This window comes from Streptomyces sp. CNB091, assembly GCF_000377965.1.
This window is the reverse complement of record NZ_KB898995.1, coordinates 264,183-283,739: the sequence shown is the minus strand read 5'-3', so window position 1 is coordinate 283,739 and position 19,557 is coordinate 264,183. Positions and strand designations below refer to the sequence as shown.

Below are 19,557 nucleotides of genomic sequence, written 5' to 3'. Positions count from 1 at the left end.
TGCCGTCAGCAGAAGACGCAGCGCTTCCCCAGGAGCACCTGGGTTCCGTCGGAACAGACCTGACTGGTGAAGATCGCCCTGAAGCCGGTGCGGTGGCACATCGGTACCATCGTCGAATTGCACACTTCCTCGGTCCAGCACTCGACGGCGGCAGCCGCCTCCGCCCGGGGGACCAGGCGGTCGACCAGCGAATCGGACAGGTTCCGGATCCAGTCGCGCATGGAGATCCTTTCGTCTTCGGTGAGTGAGAGGGGATGCCCGGGGGCCGGTCAGCCGTTACAGCGGGCGCAGCGGACGCCCCGGAAGCTGCGGGTGCCGTCGGCGCACACCTGGTAGATGAAGTAACCCCAGCGGCCGGTGGAGCCGCAGAGCTGGAGCGGCCCCTGCTGGCAGACCTCCTCGGTCCAGCACTCGACGGCGGCGGCAGCCTCGGTCTTCGGGACCAGGCGGTCGATCAGGGCATCGGAGAGGTTCTCGAACCAGGCACGCATGGCAGATCCTTCGGTCAGCGGGTGAGCGGCCGGCCCGGGGCGGGCCGGTCGGCCGGTGCGGCGCTCGCAGCGGTGGCGCGGGGGAAGCCGACCGCTGTCCGCCCGGATGTGGCGGACCACGGTCGTTCAAGGGGCCTGTTGCGGCCCCGTGGCGGAGCCGGGTCGCCCGGTCGGCGAGCCTTCGGCTACCGACGCCCGGTGGGGCCGGCCGCCCGGGATGCGGACGGTCGGCCGAAGCGCCGGGCGGCTTCTGGAACCTCTTGTGCAGGGAAATCCTCTCGGTTGGTGAGAGACCCGCGGTGTGCTCCCGGCCGGTTGCGTGGGAGCGCCTTCGACCCCGTCAGCCTCCGTGGGCGCTCTTGCAGGAATCTTGATCGGATCTGAAACCGGCGGCGGCTGGTGGGACGGCACTCAGCAGACGGGCGGAGCACGTTGGCAATCTGGTACGGAGTCCTCGGGGAGATCGAGGCCCGTCGGGACGGGCGCCGGGTGGATCTGGGCCCGGCCCGGCAGCGGACCGTCCTGGCGGCCCTGCTGATGGATGTGGACCGGGTGGTTCCGGTGGACGGCCTGGCGGAGCGGGTCTGGGGCGACCGGCCGCCGCGCCGGGTCGCGGCGGCCGTGCACACCTATCTGTCACGGCTGAGGCGGGCGCTGGAGCGGCCCGCGCCGGACGGCGTCGTACCGGACGGTGCTGATCCGGGGCTGCCCGCGATCGTGCGGCGGCCCGGCGGGTACACGGTGCCGGCCGGTCCGGGCACGGTGGATGTGCATCTCTTCCGCGATCTCGTCGTCCGCGCGCGGTCCACCGACGACGGCGGTGCGCTGGAGCTGTACGACCGGGCGCTCGCGCTGTGGCGGGGCGAGCCGTTCGCGGCCGTGGACACCCCGTGGTTCAACGCGGCACGGGTCTCGCTGTCGGAGCAACGGCACGCCTGCCGCCTGGACCGCAACGACGTGGCACTGCGGCTGGGGTGTCACGGCGCGCTCCTGCCGGAACTGGGCGCCTGCCACGACGAGCGCCCCTGGGACGAGCGGCTGACCGCCCAGTTGATGACCGCGCTGAGCCGCAGCGGACGGACGGCGGATGCGCTGCGCTGCTTCGAACGGGTGCGGTGCGCGCTGGCGGAGGAGTTGGGCAGCGATCCGGGGCCGGAGCTGCGGCGGCTGCATCAACGGGTGCTGGCAGGCGATGCGACGCTCGGGTCGGTCGGGCGGCCGGGCCCGCCGGCGCTGGGCTCCTTCACGACGTCCGGAGCGCCCACGGGAGCGGACTCCCGGCCGCTCCCCGGTGGCGCGCGGGTCGGCACGGTGCCGCGCGAGCTGCCCTCGGCGACACGGCACTTCACCGGGCGTACGTCCGAGCTCGCCCTGCTGGACGAGGCGTTGGGCCGGTCTCCGGACGAGACGGGGGACGAGACGGCGGACGAGACGGCGGGCATGGCGGCGGGCATGGCGGGACCCGGCGGCCCCGGCGCGGGGCCGGTGTGTGTCATCAGCGGCGGCGCGGGGGTGGGGAAGACCTCGGTGGCGCTGCACTGGGCGCACCGCAACATCTGCCGATTCCCCGACGGGCAGTTGTACGTGGATCTGCGCGGGTTCGCCCGCTCGGGCGGTCCGCTGACGCCCGCCGCGGCGCTCCGACTGCTGCTGTGCGGTCTCGGCGTGGACCCGGCGGCGGCGCCGGCGGGCCGGCAGGCGCTCGCCGGGCTGTACCGGAGCCTGGTCGCGGACCGCCGGGTGCTGATCGTGCTGGACGACGCGGCCGACGCCGAACAGGTCGCGGCGCTGCTGCCGGGGAGCGCGGGGGCCGCCGTACTGGTCACCAGCCGCCGTCGGCTGACGGGGCTCGCCGTCACCCAGGGGGCACACGCGGTGTCGCTGTCCACCCTGTCCCGGGCGGACTCCCGGGAACTCCTCGGGCACCGGTTGGGCGAGGCGCGGCTGGCGGCCGAGCCGGAGTCGACGGCGGCCGTCCTGGAGCGGTGCTCGGGTCTGCCGCTGGCGCTCGGCGTGGTCGCCGCGCGGGCGGCGGCCCGGCCTGGCTTTCCGCTGGCGGACCTCGCCGAGGAGCTGCGGGACGCGACGGGCCGGCTGACCGCTCTGGGCACGGGTGATCCGTCGGCGGATGTCCGGACCGCGCTGGGTCTGTCGTACCGGGCGCTGAGCGGTGCCGCGGCCGGGGCGTTCCGGTTGCTGTCGGCGGTGCCGGGGCCGGACATCGGGCTGGGCGCCGCGGGGAGTCTGCTGGGCTGTTCCCCGGCGTCGGCGCGGGTGCTGCTGCGGGAGCTGGAGGCGGTCCATCTGCTGGAGCAGCACTGGCCCGGCCGGTACCGCATGCACGGGCTGGTACGGGTGTTCTCGGCCGAACTGCGGGAAGCGGGGCCGTTCGAGCGGGCGCTGCGGCGGGTGCTGGACCACTACGCGCACACCGCGTGGGCGGCCCGTCGGCTGCTGGGCCCGTACGGGCGTCGGCCGGTGTGGCTGGGGCCGCCGCTGCCGGGGGTGACCCCGGAACGGCCCGCCGACCGGCGTGCGGCGGGGGCGTGGTTCCACGCCGAATGGGCGTGTCTCACCGCCGCCCGACGACTGGCGGAGCGGCGGGAGTGGGACTCGGTGGCGTGGGAACTGGCCCTGGTACTGGACGGCCTGGTGCCGCGGCAGGGCCGGGCGTACGGGGCAGGGGGCAGGGCCGCGGGAGCGGGCAGGGGCGAGCTGTCCGGCGGGGCGCGCCGCCGGACCGTCCACAGCCGTCGCGCGGGGTACGCCGTGGTGGAGACCGGGGCGCGGGGAGGCGGTGCGGACGGCGAGGATGGTGGGGGCCGGGTACCGGCGGGGGCCGCGCCGACGTCGCCGTGCCTGGCGTGAGGGATCACGTCCCGGCGGAGCGGCGACCGCGCTACCCGAACACGCCGGTGAGGGAGACGGCGCGGGGCGGGCTCGCGGTGAGCATCAGCGACTGCTGCCGCCGTCCACGATCCGGGCCAGCATCTCGCGGGTGCAGGGCGCGTCGAACGTGCCGCCGGTGAGGAGCACCTGGAGACAGATGCCGTCCAGCAGTGCGACGAGCGCCCGCGCGGTCTCCGGGTCGGTGTGCCGGGAGAGCAGCTCGACGGCCTCCTCGGTCCATTCGGCGGCGACGGGGCGCAGCACGGGGCGTCGCAGGGCCGCGAGGTACAGCTCGTACTCCAGCTCGATCGCCCCGCGTTCGCCCGCGAACCACCGGCCCAGCAACCGCGTCAGCTCCTCCGCGAGACCGGCGGAGCCGACGGGTCCCGCCAGGGCCTCGCTGCCGCGCAGTTCCCGCACGAAGTTCTCGTTGCACCGGCGCAGGGCGGCGACCAGGAGTTCGTCGAGGGAGCCGAAGTGGTACGTGGTCGAACCGAGCGGCACATCGGCCTCGGCGGCCACGGTGCGGTGGCTGAGGCCGGCCATGCCGTCGGCCGCGATCACCCGCAGCGCGGCGTCGATGATCTTCGTCCGCCGCCCGGGGTCGTACCGCCGGGCCATCAGTGCGCCCCGCCCAGGTTGAGGACGACGACCCCGGCCACGATCAGGGCGATGCCCATGATCTTGGCCAGGCCGCCGGCCTCCCCCAGGAACAGGATCCCGATGAGGGCGACGGCCGCGGTGCCGACGCCGGCCCAGATGGCGTAGGCGGAGCCCACGGAGAGCGTCTTGAGGGTCTGGGCGAGCAGGGTGAAGGCGATGAGGTAGCCCACCACGGTGCCGATCGAGGGCCAGAGCCGGGTGAAGCCCTCGCTGTACTTCATGGCCGTCGTCCCGGCCACCTCCGCCGCGATGGCGGCGGCCAGAAGTCCGTATGCGTATCCCATGGGTACGACTGTACCCAACGTTGCGTACGGCCGTACATATCATCGGCCCACGTCGGGGGCGCTACGGTGTGCCGACCGACCAAACGGCCCGTGACACGGGCCGACGACACGACGGAGACGCAGTGGCGCAGGACGCAGGGTGGGGCGGCGGCCCGTACGGGGGCGCACCTCACGGTGGGGGGCCCTTCCACGGGGGCGCGCAGGGACCGGGCGGGGGATGGAACAGCGGGTGGGCCGCACCGCCCAAGCCGGGGGTCATACCCCTGGCGCCGCTGAGGGTCTCGGACATGCTCAGCGGCGCCTTCTCGACGCTCGGGCGGTACTGGAAACCGCTGATCGGGATCGCCCTGACGCTGTTCGGCGCGGCGACGCTCGTGATGATCGCCGCGCTGGTGGCCGCCGGCGCCGCCGTCGCGAGCCAGTGGGACGAACTGACTGCTGGCTCCCCGGGATCTCCGGACGCGGCGCAACTGGTCCCGCTGGGCGTCGCGTTCGGCGTGCTGATGGTCATCGGCATGATCGTCTACCTGCTGGCGTCCGCCGTGGTGCAGGCGGCGGTCCCGGTGGTCCTCCAGGAAGCCGTCCTGGGCCGCCCGATCGGCTTCGGGGAGGTCTGGAGGCGGGCGTGGTCGCGGGTCTGGTCGATCCTCGGCACGGTGTTCCTGACCGGGCTGATCATGCTCGTCCCGATGGCGCTCATGATGGGCGCCATCGCCGGGCTGATGATCTACGCCGTGTCGCTGGGCGACGAGGACGGCGTCGTGCCGCTGATGGTGGTCGGCTTCCTCGGAGCCCTGCTCGTCGCACCGGTGGCGATGTGGCTCTACGTCCGCTTCTCCCTGGCCCCGACGGTCGTGGTCTTCGAGCAGCAGCGTCCGGTCGCCGCCCTGCGCCGCTCGGTCCAGCTGGTGCGCGGCAACTGGTGGCGGGTCTTCGGCGTCTGGCTGCTCGCCGTCGGACTCGCGGCCGTGATCGGCTACACCATCCAGATGCCGTTCCAGATGGTCGGCCTGCTCCCCGGCGTGTTCGACCCGGCGGACATGGACGCGGACCCGAGCGGCGGGGAGATCATCGCGGTGCTCGGCGGCGTGATGCTGCTGTCGTTCATCAGCCAGATGATCGCCCAGCTGTTCACGGCGATCTTCCCCCCGCTGGTGGTCGGCCTGCTGTATGTCGACCTCCGGATGCGCAAGGAGAACCTGGGCCCGGTCCTGGCCGAGGCGGCGGCGACGACCCTGCCCGAGCAGTACGGACCGCCGCCCTCCCACGTCTGAGCACGCGGGGGCCGGGTCCGGCTCAGTCGGTCAGGGTCCGCTTGGGGCGCAGCACACAGAACTCGTTGCCCTCCGGATCGGCCATCACCACGAAGGTGGCGTCCGGCCCCTGCCCGACGTCCACCCGCCGGGCGCCGAGTGCGAGGATCCGCTCGACCTCGGCGTCCTGGTCGTCCGGTGTCAGGTCGATGTGCAGCCGGTTCTTGACCGTCTTCCCCTCCGGCACGGGGAGGAAGCACATGCCCGGCAGCGCGGTCTCGTGCGCGCCGATGACGATCTCCTCCTCGTGCTCGAAGAGCACCTGCCAGTCCAGCACCGCGCTCCAGAAGCGGGCGACGAGCGGCAGGTCGTGAGCGTCGACGGCGATGTGGTACAGGGAAACGGCCATGCCCGCCAGTCTGCCTGGCGGGCATGGCCGTTCATCGCTCTTCGCGGAGCGTGTCAGACGTTGAACCCCAGCGCGCGGAGCTGCTCGCGTCCGTCGTCGGTGATCTTGTCCGGGCCCCACGGCGGCATCCAGACCCAGTTGATCCGGAGCTCGTTGACGATGCCGTCCGTGGCGGACTTCGCCTGGTCCTCGATGACGTCGGTCAGCGGGCAGGCCGCGGACGTCAGGGTCATGTCGAGGGTGGCGATGTTGGCGTCGTCGACGTGGATGCCGTAGATCAGGCCCAGGTTGACGACGTCGATGCCCAGCTCGGGGTCGACGACGTCGTACAGCGCCTCGCGGACCTCCTCCTCGGAGGCCGGCTTCATGGTCGCGGTCTCGTTGTCGCTCATGCGGTCTTCCCTTCGGACAGCGCCTTGGCCGTCGCGTCCTTCCACGCCATCCAGCTCAGCAGCGCGCACTTGACCCGGGCGGGGTACTTGGAGACGCCGGCGAACGCGACGGCGTCCTCCAGCACCTCCTCCATCGCGTCGTCCGGCTCCAGCTGGCCCTTGGACTGCATCAGCTCCAGAAAGGTCTCCTGGATCTTCCGCGCCTGGGACAGCTCCTTGCCGACGAGCAGCTCGTTCAGCACGGAGGCGCTGGCCTGGCTGATGGAGCAGCCCTGGCCGTCGTAGCTCACGTCGGCGATGGTCTCGCCGTCGTACTTCACCCGCAGCGTGATCTCGTCGCCGCACGTCGGATTGGTGTGGTGCACCTCGGCATCGCCGTCCCGCAGGCCGCGCCCGTGGGGGTGCTTGTAGTGGTCCAGGATGACTTCCTGGTACATGGATTCAAGCTTCACCAGTCAACCCTCAGCCGAAGAAGTTCCGGACGTGCTCCAGACCGTCCACCAGGGCGTCGACCTCGGCGGGCGTGGAGTACAGATAGAACGACGCTCGCGTCGTCGCGGGAATTCCGTACCGCAGGCAGACCGGGCGGGCGCAGTGGTGGCCGACCCGGACGGCGATGCCCAGCTCGTCGAGGACCTGGCCCACGTCGTGCGGGTGGATGTCGCCGAGCGTGAAGGAGATCGTGGCCCCGCGGTCCTCGGCCGTCGCCGGACCGATGATCCGCAGGTCCGGGACCTCCAGGAGGCGCTTCACCGCGTACTCGGTGATCGCCTTCTCATGCTGGTGGATCTTCTCCATGCCGATCGCCGAGAGGTAGTCCACGGCCGCGCCGAGGCCGACGGCCTGGGCGATCGGGGGCGTACCGGCCTCGAACTTGTACGGCGCGGGGGCGTACGTCGAGGAGTGCATCGACACGGTCTCGATCATCTCGCCGCCGCCGAGGAAGGGCGGCAGGTCCTCCAGGAGCTCCTGCCGTCCCCACAGCACGCCGATGCCCGTCGGGCCGACCATCTTGTGGCCCGTGAAGGCCACGAAGTCGGCCTGGAGCGCCTGCACGTCCAGCACCATGTGCGGGGCCGCCTGCGAGGCGTCGATGCAGACCAGCGCGCCGACCTGCTGGGCGCGGCGGATGATCTGCTCGACCGGGTTGACGGTGCCCAGGATGTTCGAGACCAGCGTGAAGGAGACGATCTTCGTCTTCTCGGTGATGATCTCGTCGATGTTCGACAGGTCGAGCCTGCCGTCGTCGGTGATGCCGAACCACTTCAGCTTCGCGCCGGTGCGCTGCGAGAGCAGCTGCCACGGCACGATGTTGGAGTGGTGCTCCATCTCCGTGGTGACGATCTCCGTGTCACTGTCCACCCGATAGGGCTCGTCCGCCCAGCCGAGCATGTTCGCCACGAGGTTGAGCGACTCCGAGGCGTTCTTGGTGAAGATCACCTCGTTGCGGCTCGGCGCGTTGATGAAGGCCGCGACCTTGTCGCGGGCGCCTTCGTACAGCGCGGTGGCCTCCTCGGCGATCGTGTAGACGCCGCGGTGCACGTTCGCGTTGTGACGCTCGTAGTACTCGTTGAGCGCGTCGAGGACCTGACGCGGCTTCTGCGAGGTCGCCGCGGAGTCCAGGTACACGATCTTCTTGCCGTCGTGGACCGTGCGGTCCAGGATCGGGAAGTCCTTGCGGATCGCCTCGGTGTCGAGGAGGCCGGTGAGCCCCTGTCGGGCGTCAGTCACGCTGAAGCGCCGCCCTTCGTGTAGGCCTCGTAGCCCTCGTTCTCCAGCTGGTCGGCCAGCTCGGCGCCGCCGGAGGCCGCGATACGGCCGTTGGCGAAGACGTGCACGAAGTCGGGCTTGATGTACTTCAGGATGCGGGTGTAGTGCGTGATCAGCAGGGTGCCGACCTCGCCGGTCTCGCGGACCCGGTTGACACCCTCGGAGACGGTCTTGAGCGCGTCGACGTCCAGGCCGGAGTCGGTCTCGTCCAGGACGGCGATCTTCGGCTTGAGGAGCTCCAGCTGAAGGATCTCGTGGCGCTTCTTCTCACCGCCGGAGAAGCCCTCGTTGACGTTGCGCTCGGCGAAGGCGGGGTCCATCTGGAGCCCGGCCATCGTCTCCTTGACCTCCTTGACCCACGTACGCAGCTTGGGGGCCTCGCCGCGGATGGCGGTGGCGGAGGTGCGCAGGAAGTTGGAGACCGAGACACCGGGGATCTCGACCGGGTACTGCATGGCGAGGAACAGGCCGGCGCGGGCCCGCTCGTCGACGGACATCTCCAGGACGTCCTCGCCGTCCAGGGTGACCGTGCCACTGGTGATCGTGTACTTGGGGTGACCCGCGAGCGAGTACGCGAGGGTGGACTTGCCGGACCCGTTGGGGCCCATGATGGCGTGGGTCTCGCCCTGCTTCACGGTCAGGTCGACGCCCTTGAGGATCTCCTTCGTGGCGTTGTCGGCCTCGACGGTGACGTGCAGGTCGCGGATTTCAAGCGTTGCCATGGGTGACTCAGGACTCCTGGGTGACGGAGACGAGCACATCGTCCCCTTCGATCTTTACGGGGTATACGGGGACGGGGCGCGTCGCGGGAAGGCCGGACGGCTTGCCGGTGCGGAGGTCGAACGACGATCCGTGCAGCCAGCACTCGATCGCGCAGTCCTCCACCTCGCCCTCCGAGAGGGAGACGTTCGCGTGCGAGCAGATGTCGTTGATCGCGAACACCTCGCCCTCGGTGCGGACGACGGAGACGGGTGTGCCGTCGAGCTCCACCCGCTTGGGGGTGTCGTCCTCCAGCTCACTCAGCGCACAGGCCTTGACGAAGGACATCAGACGGACGCCTTCAGCTCGGTCTCGATCTTCTCGAGGAGACGCGCTTCGACGTCCGGCAGACCGATCTGCTGGACCAGTTCGGCGAAGAAGCCGCGCACGACGAGACGGCGGGCCTCCTCGGCCGGGATGCCGCGGGACTGGAGGTAGAAGAGCTGCTCGTCGTCGAAGCGGCCGGTCGCCGAGGCGTGGCCGGCGCCGACGATCTCGCCGGTCTCGATCTCCAGGTTGGGCACGGAGTCGACCCGGGCGCCGTCGGTGAGGACGAGGTTCCGGTTCATCTCGTAGGTGTCGGTGCCCTCCGCCGCGGCCTGGATGAGGACGTCGCCGATCCAGACGGCGTGCGCGCCGTCGCCCTGGAGAGCGCCCTTGTACACCGCGTTGGACTTGCAGTGCGGGGTGTTGTGGTCGACCAGGAGGCGGTGCTCCTGGTGCTGGCCCTTGTCGGTGAAGTACAGGCCGAAGAGCTCCGCCTCGCCGCCGGGGGCCGCGTAGGCCACCCGGGGGTGCAGGCGGACGACGTCGCCGCCGAAGGTGACGACGATCGACTTGAACGAGGCGTCCCGGCCGACCAGCGCGTTGTGCTGGCCGACGTGGACGGCCGTGTCGTCCCAGTCCTGGACGGAGACGACGGTCAGCTTCGCGCCGTCGCCGAGCACGTAGTCGACGTTGGCGGCGAGCACCGCGTCACCGGTGTGGTCGATGACGACGACGGCCTCGGCGAAGGCGCCCAGCTGGATGAGCTGGTGGCCGTAGGCGACGCCGCCCTCGCCGTGCACGGTGATCCGGACCGGCTCGGTGAGCACGGCTTCCTTGGCGACCGTGACGACCGAGGCCTGCTCGAAGGAGCTGTACGCCTGGGCGGCGACCCGGTCCACCGGGGTGCCGGCCTTGCCGAGCCGGGAGTCGTCGCGGCCGACGGTCTCGACCGTGACGCCCTCGGGGGCCTCGATCGCGACCTTCACGCCGCCGCCGTTCGCGACCGCGGTGCCGTCGTGCAGACCGCGCAGCCGCTCCAGCGGCGTGAAGCGCCACTCCTCCTCGCGGCCGTGCGGGACGGGGAAGTCCGCGACGTCGAAGGACGGGGGCGCGCTCATGCGGGTGGCGACGGTCGACTCGGCGGCCACCGCGATGGAGCCGGCGGTGGTGGAGCCCACCGGAGTGTTCTGAGCCTCAGCCATGGCTGTCGTAGTGCTCGCTTTCTCAGTCAAGAAGGGGGGTGGTTCGGTGGGAGTGCGGGGACGGCCGCGAACGGCCGTCCCGGTGGCCCTCGGTCGAGGAGCTAGCCGACCGAACCCTCCATCTGCAGCTCGATCAGCCGGTTGAGCTCCAGGGCGTACTCCATGGGCAGCTCCTTCGCGATCGGCTCGACGAAGCCGCGCACGATCATCGCCATGGCCTCGAACTCGGTGAGTCCGCGGCTCATGAGGTAGAAGAGCTGGTCCTCGGAGACCTTGGAGACGGTCGCCTCGTGGCCCATCGACACGTCGTCCTCGCGGACGTCGACGTAGGGGTAGGTGTCCGAGCGGGAGATCGTGTCGACGAGCAGAGCGTCGCAGAGCACGTTGGACTTCGCGCCCGGCGCGCCCTCGCCGATCTCGATCAGACCGCGGTAGGACGTACGGCCGCCGCCTCGCGCCACCGACTTGGAGACGATGTTGGAGGAGGTGTTCGGGGCCATGTGGACCATCTTGGCGCCGGCGTCCTGGTGCTGGCCCTCGCCCGCGAAGGCGATGGACAGGGTCTCGCCCTTGGCGTGCTCGCCCATCAGGTAGACGGCCGGGTACTTCATGGTCACCTTGGAGCCGATGTTGCCGTCGACCCACTCCATGGTCGCGCCCTCGTAGGCCACGGCCCGCTTGGTGACCAGGTTGTAGACGTTGTTCGACCAGTTCTGGATCGTCGTGTAGCGGCAGCGGCCGCCCTTCTTCACGATGATCTCGACCACGGCGCTGTGCAGCGAGTCCGAGGAGTAGATCGGGGCGGTGCAGCCCTCGACGTAGTGGACGTAGGCGTCCTCGTCGACGATGATCAGCGTCCGCTCGAACTGGCCCATGTTCTCCGTGTTGATACGGAAGTAGGCCTGGAGCGGGATCTCCACGTGGACGCCCTTGGGCACGTAGATGAACGATCCGCCGGACCACACGGCCGAGTTCAGCGAGGCGAACTTGTTGTCACCGACGGGGATGACGGTGCCGAAGTACTCCTTGAAGAGCTCCGGGTGCTCCTTCAGCGCGGTGTCGGTGTCCATGAAGATGACACCCTGCGCCTCCAGCTCCTCGTTGATCTGGTGGTAGACGACCTCGGACTCGTACTGCGCGGCGACGCCGGCGACGAGGCGCTGCTTCTCCGCCTCGGGGATGCCGAGCTTGTCGTACGTGTTCTTGATGTCCTCGGGCAGCTCCTCCCAGGAGGCCGCCTGCTTCTCCGTGGACCGCACGAAGTACTTGATGTTGTCGAAGTCGATGCCCGACAGGTCGGAGCCCCAGTTCGGCATGGGCTTCTTGCCGAAGAGCTTGAGGCCCTTGAGCCGCAGCTTCAGCATCCACTCGGGCTCGTTCTTCTTCTCCGAGATGTCGCGGACGACAGCCTCGGAGAGGCCGCGCTTCGCCGCCGCGCCTGCCGCGTCGGAGTCGGCCCAGCCGAATTCGTACGTACCCAGACCCTCGAGCTCAGGGTGGGCAGTCTCCGTGGGGAGCGTCATGCGGGGTTCCTCCCGGCCGTGCTTGCAGATGCTGAATGGGTGGTCTGTGGGGGTGGAGCGTGGCCACTGCGCGGCACGTAGGTCGTGCACACGCCATCGCCGTGGGCGAGGGTGGCCAGACGCTGCACATGGGTCCCGAGGAGGCTGGAGAAGAATTCCGTCTCCGCCTCGCACAGCTGTGGGAACTGCTCAGCGACATGCGCCACCGGGCAGTGGTGCTGGCACAGCTGCTCGCCCTGCTGCGGGCCCGGCGCGCTTCGCGCCATAGCAGCGTACCCGTCGGCCGACAGGGCCTTGGCCAGGGCCTCGGTGCGCCCTTCGGGCGCCGCGGCCTCGACCGCGGCGCGGTACGCCTCGCCCACCGCGGCCATCCGGGCGCGGGCGAAGGCGAGGACCGCCTCGTCGCCCCCGGACTCGGCGATGAAGCGCAGCGCGTCGGCGGCCAGCTTGTCGTAGGACTGGTCGAAGGCGTCCCGGCCGCAGTCCGTCAGGGCGAACACCTTGGCGGGCCTGCCTCGGCTCCGCGTCCCGTAGACCCGCTGTTCACGGGCCTCGACGACATCGTCGGAGACGAGGGCGTCCAGGTGGCGGCGGACGGCGGCCTGGGTGAGGCCGACGCGCTTGGCGAGGTCCGCGGCGGTGGAGGGGCCGTGGTCCAGGATGGAGCGCGCGACCCGGTTGCGCGTCGAGCGCTCACCGGTCGCGAGTTCCTCCTGAGGAGCCCGTCCGTCGTATTTCACAACACCATTGTTGCGTAATTCCTTCGGCTCTGACAACCACGCCCCGGAACGATCAACGGTGTGGTTCGTCACTTAGGGTTACCTAATCTGCCCCGGGGGCCGTCCTCCCCGGAGGGCTGCCTAGACTGGTGCGCCATGGAGAACGAGCCCGTCGTACAGGTCAAGGGCCTGGTGAAGCGGTACGGCACGAAGACCGCGGTGAACGGCCTCGATCTGGTGGTCGCCACCGGCGCGGTGACCGCCGTCCTCGGCCCGAACGGCGCCGGGAAGACCACCACGATCGAGACCTGCGAGGGCTACCGCCGCCCCGACGCCGGCACCGTACGGGTCCTCGGCCTCGATCCGGTCGCCGACGCGGAGCGGCTGCGCCCGCGGATCGGGGTGATGCTCCAGTCCGGCGGCGTCTACTCCGGTGCGCGCGCGGACGAGATGCTCCGCCACATGGCCAAGCTGCACGCCCACCCCCTCGACGTGGACGCCCTGATCGAGCGCCTCGGCCTCGGCGACTGCGGCCGCACCACCTACCGGCGGCTCTCCGGCGGCCAGCAGCAGCGCCTCTCGCTGGCCATGGCGGTGGTCGGCCGGCCCGAGCTGTTGTTCCTGGACGAGCCGACCGCCGGGCTCGACCCGGGGGCCCGCCGCTCCACCTGGGACCTGGTGCGCGAGCTGCGCGCCGACGGGGTGTCCGTGGTGCTCACGACCCACTTCATGGACGAGGCCGAGGCGCTCGCCGACGACGTCGCGATCATCGACGCGGGCCGGGTCATCGCCCAGGGCAGCCCGGACGCGCTCTGCCGGGGCGGCGCGGAGAACACCCTGCGCTTCACCGGACGCCCGGGCCTCGACCTCGGCTCGCTCGTCAAGGCGCTGCCCGACGGCTCCGGGGCCGCCGAGCCGCTGCCTGGGACGTACCGGATCACCGGGTCCATCGACCCGCAGCTGCTGGCCACGGTGACCTCCTGGTGCGCCCAGCACGGCGTGATGCCCGAGGGCATCTCCGTGGAGCGGCACACCCTGGAGGACGTCTTCCTCGAACTGACCGGCAAGAAGCTGACCGGCAAGGAGCTGCGCGCATGAGCGCCGGTACGTACACCCCGCGCCCCGGCGCGGCCCCGCTCCCCCGGATGATCGCCGCGCAGACCGCGCTGGAGACCCGGATGCTGCTGCGCAACGGCGAGCAGCTGCTGCTGACGGTGATCATCCCGGCGCTGCTGCTGGTGCTGTTCAGCGCGGTCGACATCGTGGACACCGGCTCGGGCGCGTCGGTCGACTTCCTGGCCCCGGGCATCCTGGCGCTCGCCGTGATGTCCACCGCCTTCACCGGCCAGGCCATCGCCACCGGCTTCGAACGCCGTTACGGGGTCCTCAAGCGGCTGGGGGCCTCCCCGCTGCCCCGCTGGGCGCTGATGACCGCGAAGACGCTGTCGGTGCTGGTCACCGAGGTGCTCCAGATCGTGCTGCTGACGGCGATCGCCTTCGCCCTGGGCTGGTCGCCGCAGGGCAACCCGCTCTCGGTGCTGCTGCTCCTGGTGCTGGGCACGGCCGCGTTCTCCGGGCTCGGGCTGCTGATGGCGGGGACGCTCAAGGCGGAGGCGACGCTCGCCGCCGCCAACCTGGTCTTCCTGCTGCTGCTGGTCGGCGGCGGGGTCATCGTGCCGCTGGAGAAGTTCCCGGACGCCGTGCAGTCGGTGCTGGGGCTGCTGCCCGTATCGGCACTCTCCGAGGGCCTGCGGGACGTCCTCCAGCACGGTGCGTCGATGCCGTGGACGCAGGCCGGGATCCTGGTGGTGTGGGCGGTGCTGGGGCTCGGCGCGGCGGCGAAGTTCTTCCGCTGGGAGTAGCCCGATCGGGGCGGGTTCCGGGGACGTGTGCGGGCAACCGGGCACGAACCCACCCCCTCGTGAAATCATGCACAAGCCCCGTCCTACGATGGTCCGCGTGGAAACCCCCATCTCCCTCATCGCCAAGCGCTGGACGCCGTCCACCAGGGTGGTGAAGCGCGCCGCGCTCTCCGCCGTCATGATGAGCGTCTTCATCATCGTCACCGGCGGGGCCGTCCGGCTCACCGGTTCGGGCCTCGGCTGCGACACCTGGCCCAAGTGCACCGACGACAGTCTGTTCGCGACGCCCGAACAGGGACTGCACGGCGCGATCGAGTTCGGCAACCGGATGCTGACCTACGTCCTGTCGGCCGCGGTCGGCTGGGCGATCATCGCCATCAGTTCGGTCAAGCCGCGCCGCCGCAAGCTCGCGCGGCTGGCCTGGCTGCAGTTCTGGATCGTGCTGGGCAACGCCGTCCTTGGTGGGATCACGGTCTGGGCGGGCCTCAACCCCTGGACGGTGGCCGGGCACTTCCTGCTGGCCAACGCGCTTCTCGCGGTCACCGTGATCACCTGGGTGCGGGTCGGCGAGGGCGACGGCCCGCCGCGCCCCCGGGCTCCGCTGCCGGTACGGCGTCTGGCCTGGGCGATCGTGGCGACCACGGTGATCCTCATCGTGCTGGGCACCTCGGTGACCGGCTCCGGCAAGCACGCGGGAGACAGCAGCGACGTACCGCGCATGCCGTGGGACTGGTCGGCCGCCGCCCATGTGCACGCCATCTCCGCCTGGGTCGTCTGCGCCCTGGCCATCGCGATGTGGCTGGCCCTGCGGGCGGTCGACGCGCCCGCCGACACCCGCGCCCGCGCCCGCGACCTGCTGGTCGTGCTGCTCGCCCAAGGCGCGATCGGGTACGTCCAGTACTTCAGCGACGTCCCCGAGATCCTGGTCGGCATCCACATGTTCGGCTCGGCCATCCTGTGGATCGCCGTGATCCGGCTCGTGCTGAGCATGCGCGAGCGCGGCGACGACGCCGCCGCCCCGCTGCCCGGCCCGTCCACCGAGCAGCCGGAGTCGACACCGGCGGCGGTCTGACGGACGGACACGCGTGAGGGGGCGGCGGGCCGGTGGCCCGCCGCCCCCTCACGTATGCCGTGGCTCCTTGACGCCGGGCCCGTACACCGTGCGCTTCGAGCCCGAGCAGGGACGGGCGCCAACGGCACCGTCACCTCAGCGGCCGGCCGTCGCCTCCGCGGCCGGCCGTCGTCTCAGCGGTCGTTGGAGGGGCCGCCGACCTGGATGCCGGCCATCCGGGACCACTCGTACGGGCCGGTGCGGACCTTGAGCGCGAACTCGCCGTCGAACTCCTCGTGCATCGTGATGCCGGACTTCCGCGCCGCGTTCTCGGCCACGGCGTAGGTCGGGGCCACGAGGTCGCCCCAGGCGCCGTCCTCGCCGACCAGGACGATGCGGGCGCCCGCCTGGCCGAGGTAGGCGACCTGCCCCTCGGCGCCGCCGTGCTCCTTGGCGAAGGCGCCGATCTCCCGGGCGAGCTTCGCCGCCCTGCGCTCGGCGCGCGCCGCCTTCCTGGCGTCCGTGCGTGAGGTCTGTCCGGTGTCCGCTGCGTCTGCTGCCGTCTCTGCCATGAACAGGATGCTACCGACGGGTAGATGAACTGGCGACGGGCGGGTCGCGTGGCTTGTGCCACGCGACCCGCCCGTACGCGGAAAGAGGGTGCCTCAGCGGAGGAAGGGGTCCACCGCGATCGCGAGGAAGAGGAGGGAGACGTAGGTGATCGACCAGTGGAACAGCCGCATCTCCTTGAGCTTGGCCCCGGTCACCCCGGACTTGGCCCGGTTCTGCAGGCCGTGGGCCTCCCAGAGCCAGGCGCCGCCGGACAGCAGCGCCACCGCGGTGTAGAACCAGCCGGTGTAGCCGAGCGGGGTGAGCAGCAGCGAGACCGCGACCATCACCCAGCTGTAGAGGACGATCTGCCTGGCGACCACCCGGTTGGAGGCGACCACCGGAAGCATCGGGACACCGACCCGGGCGTAGTCGTCCTTGACCTTCATAGAGAGCGGCCAGTAGTGCGGCGGCGTCCAGAAGAAGATGACGGCGAAGAGGATGACGGCGGCCCAGGAAAGCTCGTTCGTCACGGCCGACCAGCCGATGAGGACCGGCATGCAGCCCGCGATGCCGCCCCAGACGATGTTCTGGGACGTGCGGCGCTTCAGCAGCATCGTGTAGACGACGACGTAGAACAGCAGCGCGCCGAGCGCGAGAGCGGCCGAGAGCCAGTTGACGAGCAGACCGAACCAGAGCGTGGAGACCACCGCGAGGGCGATGCCGAAGGCGAGGCATTCGCGGGGGCTGACCATGCCGGTGACCAGCGGGCGCTGGGACGTACGGTCCATCAGCGCGTCGATGTCCCGGTCGATGTACATGTTCAGCGCGTTGGCGCCGCCGGCGGAGAGATATCCCCCGATGGTGGTAGTGAGAACGAGCCACAGGTCGGGTACACCCTGGGCAGCGAGGAACATCACCGGAACGGTGGTGATGAGCAACAGCTCGATGATCCGTGGCTTGGTAAGCGCCACGAAAGCCTTGACGCGGGCCCCGAACGGGCGATGGCCCCCCGGGCTGGGAGTCAAGGCGACCCCTGCGGGTCGGGACTCAACGGCCGTCACGCACACCCCTGACAGAGAAATCCCAGCAAGCTCCGGGCGGAGAGGCCCGGTGAAGACTTGCGCGAACCCGTTCACTCTAAACGTTGCGGATACGCCGCCCTTCGCGGGGGTGGGGTCGTGTTGGGGGTGACTGTTCACCGGTATGCGCGTTCCGCCGGGAGGCGAACTCCACGGGTCGCCCACACCCTGGAAAGTACTCGGAAAGTGTGCGTGTCAACGGGGGTAGGCTCGACAGCGCCCGGTGCGGTAACAAGTCACCGGCCTACCACAGTGGAGAGGAGCCCTGACTCAGGGTGAGCATCAAGCCGACCACCACAGACCTTCAGTGGACCGATTTGGACCAGCGGGCCGTGGACACCGCCCGCGTTCTCGCCGCGGACGCCGTACAGAAAGTCGGAAACGGCCACCCGGGCACGGCGATGAGCCTCGCTCCCGCCGCGTACACCCTCTTCCAGAAGGTGATGCGGCACGACCCCGCGGACGCCGAGTGGACCGGCCGCGACCGGTTCGTCCTCTCCGCCGGCCACTCCAGCCTGACGCTCTACATCCAGCTCTACCTGGCCGGGTACGGCCTGGAGCTGGACGACCTCAAGGCCTTCCGCACCTGGGGCTCCAAGACCCCGGGCCACCCGGAGTACGGCCACACCACCGGTGTCGAGACGACGACCGGGCCGCTGGGCCAGGGTGTCGCCAACGCGGTGGGCATGGCGATGGCCGCCCGCTACGAGCGCGGCCTCTTCGACCCCGAGGCGGCCCCCGGCGCCTCCCCGTTCGACCACATGGTGTGGGTCGTCGCGGGTGACGGCTGCCTCCAGGAGGGCATCTCGGCCGAGGCGTCCTCGCTGGCCGGGCACCAGAAGCTGGGCAACCTGGTCCTGCTCTGGGACGACAACCACATCTCCATCGAGGGCGACACGGAGACCGCGGTCTCCGAGGACACCATCAAGCGGTACGAGGCGTACGGCTGGCACGTCCAGCGTGTCGACCAGCTCCCCAGCGGGGACCTGGACCCGGCGGGTCTGTACGCGGCGCTCCAGGCGGCCAAGGCCGAGACCGAGCGCCCCTCGTTCATCGCGGCCCGCTCGATCATCGCCTGGCCCGCCCCGAACGCCCAGAACACCGAGGCCGCGCACGGCTCGGCGCTCGGCGACGACGAGATCGCGGCGACCAAGCGGGTCCTCGGGTTCGACCCGGAGCAGACCTTCGAGGTCGCAGGCGAGGTCATGGGCCACACCCGCGAGGCGCTGGACCGCGGCCGTGAGGCCCGCGCGGAGTGGGACAAGTCGTTCGCCGCGTGGCGCACGGCCAACCCGGAGCGCGCCGCCTCCTTCGACCGGATCGCCGCGGGCGAGCTGCCCGAGGGCTGGGAGGAGAAGCTCCCCGTCTTCGAACCCGGCAAGGGCCTGGCCACCCGTGCCGCCTCCGGCAAGGTGCTCCAGGCGCTCGGCGAGATCGTGCCCGAGCTGTGGGGCGGCTCCGCCGACCTCGCGGGCTCGAACAACACCACGATCGACAAGACGTCGTCGTTCCTCCCGGCGGGCAACCCGCTGCCGGAGGCCGACCCGTACGGCCGCACGATCCACTTCGGCATCCGCGAGCACGCCATGGCCGCCGCCATGAACGGCATCGCGCTGCACGGCAACACCCGGATCTACGGCGGCACCTTCCTGGTGTTCTCCGACTACATGCGCAACGCGGTGCGGCTGTCCGCGCTGATGCACCTGCCGGTGACGTACGTGTGGACGCACGACTCGATCGGCCTCGGCGAGGACGGCCCCACCCACCAGCCGGTCGAGCACCTCGCCGCGCTGCGCGCCATCCCGGGCCTGAACGTCGTGCGCCCGGCGGACGCCAACGAGACCGCCATCGCCTGGCGCGAGATCCTGCGCCGCTACACCAAGGTGTTCGGCGAGGGCGCCCCGCACGGTCTGGCGCTGACCCGGCAGGGCGTGCCGACGTACGAGGCGAACGAGAACGCCGCCAAGGGCGGCTACGTCCTCTTCGAGGCGGAAGGCGGCGAGCCGCAGGTGCTGCTCATCGCGACCGGTTCCGAGGTCCACGTCGCCGTCGAGGCGCGCGAGCAGCTCCAGGCGGACGGTGTGCCGACCCGGGTGGTATCGATGCCGTCGGTCGAGTGGTTCGAGGAGCAGGACCAGGGTTACAAGGAGAGCGTGCTGCCGCCGTCGGTGAAGGCGCGGGTCGCCGTCGAGGCGGGCATCGGCCTGACCTGGTACCGGTACGTGGGCGACGCGGGCCGGATCATCTCGCTGGAGCACTTCGGGGCCTCGGCCGACGCGAAGGTGCTGTTCCAGGAGTTCGGCTTCACCGCCGACAACGTGGCTTCCGCCGCGCGGGAATCTCTCGCCGCCGCCACGCGCTGACGCCGGTAGATACGACTAGTAGGAGATGC

General features: G+C 70.8%; 21 protein-coding genes. 6 read left to right on the top strand and 15 right to left on the bottom strand.

What is annotated here, in order from left to right; all coding sequences use genetic code 11:
- Positions 1-5: 5 nt before the first annotated feature.
- Together D581_RS0113030 and D581_RS0113025 are read right to left on the bottom strand one after the other, a co-directional pair.
- Positions 6-221 (bottom strand): hypothetical protein, encoded by a 216-nt coding sequence (locus tag D581_RS0113030; RefSeq protein WP_018957656.1) that lies wholly within the window; start codon positions 219-221, stop codon positions 6-8.
- 48 nt (positions 222-269) lie between these two features.
- Positions 270-491 carry a hypothetical protein gene (locus tag D581_RS0113025; RefSeq protein WP_018957655.1) on the bottom strand — a complete coding sequence of 74 codons (222 nt, stop codon included), beginning with the start codon at positions 489-491 and terminating at the stop codon, positions 270-272.
- A 432-nt stretch (positions 492-923) separates the two neighbouring features.
- On the opposite strand from D581_RS0113025, the gene D581_RS01000000137145 reads away from it, so the two are divergent.
- Complete coding sequence (locus D581_RS01000000137145) at positions 924-3,359, top strand: AfsR/SARP family transcriptional regulator (protein WP_018957654.1); 2,436 nt, start codon at positions 924-926, stop codon at positions 3,357-3,359.
- A gap of 84 nt (positions 3,360-3,443) precedes the next feature.
- Here D581_RS01000000137145 and D581_RS0113015 read toward each other — a convergent pair whose 3' ends face one another.
- On the bottom strand, positions 3,444-4,001 hold the full coding sequence (locus tag D581_RS0113015) for a TetR family transcriptional regulator (RefSeq protein WP_018957653.1): 558 nt from the start codon (positions 3,999-4,001) through the stop codon (positions 3,444-3,446).
- On the bottom strand, positions 4,001-4,327 hold the full coding sequence (locus D581_RS0113010; protein WP_018957652.1) for a DMT family transporter: 327 nt from the start codon (positions 4,325-4,327) through the stop codon (positions 4,001-4,003). Before D581_RS0113010 ends, D581_RS0113015 begins: the two co-directional genes overlap by 1 nt.
- A 287-nt stretch (positions 4,328-4,614) precedes the next feature.
- Between D581_RS0113010 and D581_RS0113005 the strand changes: the two genes are divergently transcribed.
- Positions 4,615-5,601 carry a DUF7847 domain-containing protein gene (locus tag D581_RS0113005; RefSeq protein ID WP_018957651.1) on the top strand — a complete coding sequence of 329 codons (987 nt, stop codon included), beginning with the start codon at positions 4,615-4,617 and terminating at the stop codon, positions 5,599-5,601.
- A 22-nt stretch (positions 5,602-5,623) separates the two neighbouring features.
- Here the strand turns inward: D581_RS0113005 and D581_RS0113000 are convergent, their stop codons facing one another.
- The 9 genes from D581_RS0113000 to D581_RS0112960 form a co-directional block, all read right to left on the bottom strand.
- Positions 5,624-5,989 (bottom strand): VOC family protein, encoded by a 366-nt coding sequence (locus tag D581_RS0113000; protein WP_018957650.1) that lies wholly within the window; start codon positions 5,987-5,989, stop codon positions 5,624-5,626.
- A 53-nt stretch (positions 5,990-6,042) separates the two neighbouring features.
- Positions 6,043-6,381: a metal-sulfur cluster assembly factor gene (locus D581_RS0112995; RefSeq protein WP_003969897.1), complete on the bottom strand. Its 339-nt coding sequence runs from the start codon at positions 6,379-6,381 to the stop codon at positions 6,043-6,045.
- Positions 6,378-6,833: a Fe-S cluster assembly sulfur transfer protein SufU gene (gene sufU, locus D581_RS0112990; protein WP_026290469.1), complete on the bottom strand. Its 456-nt coding sequence runs from the start codon at positions 6,831-6,833 to the stop codon at positions 6,378-6,380. The genes D581_RS0112995 and sufU overlap by 4 nt, the downstream gene beginning before the upstream one ends.
- 10 nt (positions 6,834-6,843) lie before the next feature.
- The gene (locus D581_RS0112985; protein ID WP_018957648.1) at positions 6,844-8,112 is read right to left on the bottom strand and encodes a cysteine desulfurase; all 1,269 of its coding nucleotides are present in this window, start codon (positions 8,110-8,112) and stop codon (positions 6,844-6,846) included.
- Positions 8,109-8,873, bottom strand: a complete 765-nt coding sequence (gene sufC, locus D581_RS0112980) for a Fe-S cluster assembly ATPase SufC (protein WP_018957647.1) — start codon at positions 8,871-8,873, stop codon at positions 8,109-8,111. The genes D581_RS0112985 and sufC overlap by 4 nt, the downstream gene beginning before the upstream one ends.
- Before the next feature lie 7 nt (positions 8,874-8,880).
- On the bottom strand, positions 8,881-9,198 hold the full coding sequence (locus tag D581_RS0112975) for a bifunctional 3-phenylpropionate/cinnamic acid dioxygenase ferredoxin subunit (RefSeq protein WP_003969893.1): 318 nt from the start codon (positions 9,196-9,198) through the stop codon (positions 8,881-8,883).
- On the bottom strand, positions 9,198-10,379 hold the full coding sequence (gene sufD / locus D581_RS0112970; RefSeq protein WP_018957646.1) for a Fe-S cluster assembly protein SufD: 1,182 nt from the start codon (positions 10,377-10,379) through the stop codon (positions 9,198-9,200). The genes D581_RS0112975 and sufD overlap by 1 nt, the downstream gene beginning before the upstream one ends.
- A 101-nt stretch (positions 10,380-10,480) precedes the next feature.
- Entirely contained in the window at positions 10,481-11,902 is a 1,422-nt protein-coding gene (gene sufB / locus D581_RS0112965; protein WP_018957645.1) for a Fe-S cluster assembly protein SufB, read from the bottom strand.
- A complete protein-coding gene (locus D581_RS0112960) occupies positions 11,899-12,642 on the bottom strand; it encodes a helix-turn-helix transcriptional regulator (protein WP_018957644.1) in 744 nt (247 codons plus the stop codon). The genes sufB and D581_RS0112960 overlap by 4 nt, the downstream gene beginning before the upstream one ends.
- A 135-nt stretch (positions 12,643-12,777) precedes the next feature.
- On the opposite strand from D581_RS0112960, the gene D581_RS0112955 reads away from it, so the two are divergent.
- The 3 genes from D581_RS0112955 to D581_RS0112945 all read left to right on the top strand — a co-directional run bounded on the left by D581_RS0112955 (position 12,778) and on the right by D581_RS0112945 (position 15,555).
- The gene (locus D581_RS0112955) at positions 12,778-13,719 is read left to right on the top strand and encodes an ABC transporter ATP-binding protein (RefSeq protein WP_018957643.1); all 942 of its coding nucleotides are present in this window, start codon (positions 12,778-12,780) and stop codon (positions 13,717-13,719) included.
- Positions 13,716-14,483 carry an ABC transporter permease gene (locus tag D581_RS0112950; RefSeq protein ID WP_018957642.1) on the top strand — a complete coding sequence of 256 codons (768 nt, stop codon included), beginning with the start codon at positions 13,716-13,718 and terminating at the stop codon, positions 14,481-14,483. The genes D581_RS0112955 and D581_RS0112950 overlap by 4 nt, the downstream gene beginning before the upstream one ends.
- A gap of 88 nt (positions 14,484-14,571) precedes the next feature.
- Positions 14,572-15,555: a COX15/CtaA family protein gene (locus D581_RS0112945; protein ID WP_018957641.1), complete on the top strand. Its 984-nt coding sequence runs from the start codon at positions 14,572-14,574 to the stop codon at positions 15,553-15,555.
- Positions 15,556-15,728: 173 nt separating this feature from the next.
- Here the strand turns inward: D581_RS0112945 and D581_RS0112940 are convergent, their stop codons facing one another.
- Both D581_RS0112940 and D581_RS0112935 read right to left on the bottom strand, forming a co-directional pair.
- Positions 15,729-16,106, bottom strand: a complete 378-nt coding sequence (locus D581_RS0112940) for a hypothetical protein (RefSeq protein ID WP_018957640.1) — start codon at positions 16,104-16,106, stop codon at positions 15,729-15,731.
- A 93-nt stretch (positions 16,107-16,199) separates the two neighbouring features.
- The gene (locus tag D581_RS0112935; RefSeq protein WP_078625792.1) at positions 16,200-17,153 is read right to left on the bottom strand and encodes a heme o synthase; all 954 of its coding nucleotides are present in this window, start codon (positions 17,151-17,153) and stop codon (positions 16,200-16,202) included.
- 287 nt (positions 17,154-17,440) lie between these two features.
- Between D581_RS0112935 and tkt the strand changes: the two genes are divergently transcribed.
- Positions 17,441-19,528 carry a transketolase gene (gene tkt, locus D581_RS0112930; RefSeq protein WP_018957638.1) on the top strand — a complete coding sequence of 696 codons (2,088 nt, stop codon included), beginning with the start codon at positions 17,441-17,443 and terminating at the stop codon, positions 19,526-19,528.
- Positions 19,529-19,557 lie beyond the last annotated feature (29 nt).